We start from the raw sequence: 4,282 nt of genomic DNA on the forward strand, positions 1-4,282 counted from the left end.
TCCTGGCCTATGGACTTGTGGATAAGCCATTCTGAGAGTAAGGTGAATGAACTAACAAACCGGGAATAGCTCTTATTTTTCCTGAATTTTGTTCCAGATCCCCGGACCTAGCTAACTCCACCCCGGGGAACTTTGCTTCCTGTAAGGCTCGAGCTGCTTTTAATGCTTGCTGCCAAAATTTGCTTTTATCTTTTAATGCATAGCCTTCTGCATAAATGTTTACTCGCAAAGATGGGAAGGCTTTTGCGAGTAACAACTCTTTAATCTCTAAATGGGGAAATTGTGTTTTATCATGGGCAAGTTCATTAAGATTAATGGCTTGCTCAGCTACCTTCTCCATAACACCCGTTTGTGGATTTTCGCCATATAGCTCAAAATCAACATTTTCTGTAGGGAGTGGGAAGCGAAGATTTATAGCTCGCGCTAATTTGCGGTATTCCTTTCCCGTACCGATAGCATCATAATATATGGCTTTGCCCCTTTTATCTTTTAGGATACCTAAATAACTACCCCAGCGAGGACGATGTCGACTCCGTGCTAATAAAGCCGGAGTTCCGGAGGTCTCTATTGTCATTTGATCCACCAAATAACGCTCGCCCTCCTCTAACCAAACAACTTGAATCCTCAATGCCTCAATTAGATTCTGTTTAGAGCTCGTTTTCAGAGTAATCAACTCCTGGGCTAAGCTAGACCGATCTTTAGGTACCTTATTTGGATCCCAATAGGGATTAGCATAACTAAAGAGACTGAGGAACAATAACATACCAATAAAAATGAACCGCATGATGAATACAACTCCTTTTGATGCATTCATCAATCATACTGTAATTTTAATTAATTCCAAGGAGGATTATTACCAAGAATTTGCAGAGGATCAAAACCTAGACTTTGCATGCGACTCCATTCTTTCTCTAAATATCGAGACTGATCTTTACGCGCATTAATATCGCCCTTACTACTAATTTTATAACAATAATCGAAGGGGTCATAAGTATAGGGATTACAAACTACTCCCGTTAAATCATTTTCTATCCCCATTTTATTATACCAATCACCAACAAGTATTGGTCCATCAGGTTTTAAGGCGGGATCTAGAACATAGATGCTATCCATATAATTAACTACTGCAGCAACATGATACCACCAAAACACTTCCCCTTTTACCGAATAGGGGGTTTTTAAACTTAACTCACCAAAGGCAAAAATTTTAGCCGGTCGTATAAAGTGTTGCATTTGCAGTGACATGCCGGTCATTGCAGCACGCGCAAAGCAACCATCATCAGGATAAAGCCAGCTTATCCTACGCCCAAAACCAGGCTGAGCTTCTTCATATAAAAAGCGAGTATCCCGTACAAAATGAAACATAGCTAGCAATTCTGCATAGGTGGTTATTTTGGGAGCTAAGGAATAATCCATATCCATTAAAGGTACTTTTTTATTAAAGGGACTCTCTTTGGTCCACGCAGATTGAGGTAGGATCTTAGAAAAGCGTTTTACTACCTGCTCCATCGTTTCATTAGGTGCGCGTTGCTGAGAGATACTTAGGTGCGATGGATTTGCGAAAACAAGGCAGGGTATAAATGCTAATAAGGCTAATAATTTGTTCATCCTTATTTCCTCATGTTAATTATAATAGGGAACTCTAAAGACAAGATGACTAGCCTCATTGTCATTATTTTGAAAAATCCAGTATACAAAGTGAGATTTATCCTATAAAGAACATGAAATAGCACAAAATTAATTACAATAAAGAGGCCGTGTTCCTGCTCTAGTAATAAAATTATGTAGTATTTCATAGGAACAATAAGGCCACTAAAGCCCTTTTAGTATAGCAGAATAGCGAAGATATGATTTGCCCCCAGAGCATTAGCTAATGATCCACTCCACTTGCTTTTGTAAATTGATATCGATTGAAGAAAGCTCCTCTATTTCTTGTTTCAGATAAATATTTTCATTGGGATCTTTTTCTTGATAGCTATGGATTAGCTTATCGCGCTCATGATGAAGCCAGGAAATTTGAGGTGAAAAAAGATGAAGAATCCCTTCTACCCATTTGTCTAAAACATGCCAATAAGAATCGCTCTCTGGAGTTGTTTTAAAATTAAACCGATTTAAAAGTTTAGGGGCATGAATGGCGTCATACCAAATCTCTGTACTTACCCAGCGATTGACCGTAAAAAGACGAATCGGCATACCTACTTGGCTCATTCCAATAGCTATTAAATGAGTCATAGGATTTTTCATGTAACGATCCCAATCGTCTAAAGCGCTAGGTTTGATCAGTTTGGGAATGTGTTTATAACGCAAAAAACAATGAAAGTGACCATGCTCAGTCGTTTCATAATCCTCTCGGTGGCAATGATAAAAATACTGAGCTCCAGTTGATGAGTCAATACGCTCTTTAGAGGGATAATGCTTAAAGCGTTCATGCCGCTCATTATCTTGTAAGGTATAATGAAGTATATTTTTACCTGTACTTGCTGACATTTTCTGCTGAGACTCAAGCACCTGCGTCGCATACTGTAAAAATTTTTTTTTATACCAAGGAGATAATTGGGGTAAAATAAATTCTGAATCCATTTGCATACAAAGTATTTATTAGATGAAAAGAGGTAGCAAATACTACCTCTTCATAACGCTAAGAGTTAATTATTCGTCTTCGCTTTTGCTTCCACAATTGCTTCCGCAATTACTGCTGCAATTGTTAGCTGGAGTAGAACCATCAGAGCTTGGAGCAGCATTAGAACCATCAGTACTTGGAGTTGCAGCAGAACCATTTGCAGGAGCAGCATCATCAGCATAAGCTACTGATACTACTGGGGCAGTAGATAAAGCACTTAAAAGAGCAGCAACAGCGATTGTTGATTTTTTCATAATTACTTCCTTGATAGTTATTGATTTTTTTTGTTTCATTATGATATTAGCAAACAAATTTAATTTTTTCTTTAATTTTAGAGAAAAAAAATGTAAATTTTTCGTATATATTTAGTCCTTTAGACTCATCCCCCTGTTTTTCAACTCAAATCTTGTTTTTTTACCTCATTGATTAAACCAAGCATTGAATCAAAAGGTATGAAGCCTACTCCTGTTAAATCCTTGAGTTTTTCACCTTTTGAATTAAAAAATAAAATAGTGGGATAACCATAAACAGCAAATGCTTTTCTGATCTGTTCCACTTCCTCGGTTTTTTCACTCACATCTACTTTTAAAGCCAATAAGGGTGCTAAAGCTGAGTTAATCTGTCTTTGATTGAATACTTTTGCATCCATAGCCTGACAATCACTACACCAAGTGGCAAAAAACTCGATCATCACCATCCTCCCTTCTGTTTTTGCTTTATCCAGTTGCTTATTGATTTCAGCTAAAGTATTTGCATAAACAAAAGTCGTTTTTGTTTCTACGTTGCTAGGAAGCGACTTCGATTGGATGGCCTGATATAACAAAGTACCCGCGTAGAGAAAAGCACAAAGACCAAAAGCTTGGAATAGCAGCATTTTTTTATTAAGGGACACTAATCCTCCTAAATAAATACCTAGGAGAATGAAAAATCCAGCCCAAAGTGCATATAGCCACTGTGCATCTAAAATTCTACCTAACATCCATACAGCCATTCCAAGCATTACAAAAGCAAATAGTTGTTTTATTTTTAACATCCAAGCCCCTGTTTTGGGCAAAAAACGACCATAGCCAGAGCCCACAAGGAGTAAAGGGACTCCCATCCCTAAGGCCATAGAAAATAAAATCAAACCGCCTTTCGCTACCGCACCTTGTTGTCCGATATAGCTTAGTACTCCAATTAAAGGAGCCGTAACACAAGGAGATACTACAAGTGTTGACAAAATACCCATTAAAAGTACTGAAAGGTAGTTTTTCTTCCTATTATTGGCCTTTCCGTTATAAAACCTGTTAAGTCCAGTAGGTAATTTCAAATCAAAAAAACCAAACATAGAAAAGGCCATTGCTAGAAAAATGCAAGCAAAGCTAATGATAACGCTGGGGCGTTGCATCCATGTCTGCAAGGTACTCCCCATAAAACCTGCTATCATGCCCGCCAATGCATAAGTTATAGCCATACCTAATACATAGCTCAAAGATAACTTAAACGCTTTTGAGGTCGATATATTTTGTTGGCCAACAATAATTCCCGATAAAATGGGCACCATAGGCTTAGCTAGGTCCGGGGATCTGGAACAAAATTCAGGAAAAATAAGAGCTATTCCCGGTTTGTTAGTTCATTCACCTTACTCTCAGAATGGCTTATCCACAAGTCCATAGGCCAGGA

The 4,282-nt window shown here is 38.1% G+C and carries 6 protein-coding genes; 1 reads left to right on the forward strand and 5 read right to left on the reverse strand.

Going from position 1 to position 4,282, the window contains the following annotated elements:
• Positions 1–7 precede the first annotated feature (7 nt).
• From ELY15_RS14005 to dsbD, 5 genes are all read right to left on the reverse strand, one after another.
• The gene (locus tag ELY15_RS14005; RefSeq protein WP_127101095.1) at positions 8–784 is read right to left on the reverse strand and encodes a M64 family metallopeptidase; all 777 of its coding nucleotides are present in this window, start codon (positions 782–784) and stop codon (positions 8–10) included.
• A gap of 50 nt (positions 785–834) precedes the next feature.
• Entirely contained in the window at positions 835–1,608 is a 774-nt protein-coding gene (locus ELY15_RS14010; RefSeq protein WP_127101097.1) for a protein-glutamine glutaminase family protein, read from the reverse strand.
• Positions 1,609–1,866: 258 nt separating this feature from the next.
• Entirely contained in the window at positions 1,867–2,586 is a 720-nt protein-coding gene (locus tag ELY15_RS14015; RefSeq protein WP_127101099.1) for a hypothetical protein, read from the reverse strand.
• Between the two features lie 63 nt (positions 2,587–2,649).
• Entirely contained in the window at positions 2,650–2,874 is a 225-nt protein-coding gene (locus ELY15_RS14020) for a hypothetical protein (protein ID WP_127101101.1), read from the reverse strand.
• 140 nt (positions 2,875–3,014) lie between these two features.
• On the reverse strand, positions 3,015–4,163 hold the full coding sequence (gene dsbD, locus ELY15_RS14025; protein WP_158617506.1) for a protein-disulfide reductase DsbD: 1,149 nt from the start codon (positions 4,161–4,163) through the stop codon (positions 3,015–3,017).
• Here dsbD and ELY15_RS16615 point away from each other — a divergent pair.
• Positions 4,153–4,275 carry a hypothetical protein gene (locus ELY15_RS16615; protein WP_255411118.1) on the forward strand — a complete coding sequence of 41 codons (123 nt, stop codon included), beginning with the start codon at positions 4,153–4,155 and terminating at the stop codon, positions 4,273–4,275. The genes dsbD and ELY15_RS16615 overlap by 11 nt on opposite strands.
• The last annotated feature ends 7 nt before the right edge of the window (positions 4,276–4,282 follow it).

This window comes from Legionella sp. km772 (assembly GCF_003989735.1).
Taxonomy (GTDB): domain Bacteria; phylum Pseudomonadota; class Gammaproteobacteria; order Legionellales; family Legionellaceae; genus Legionella.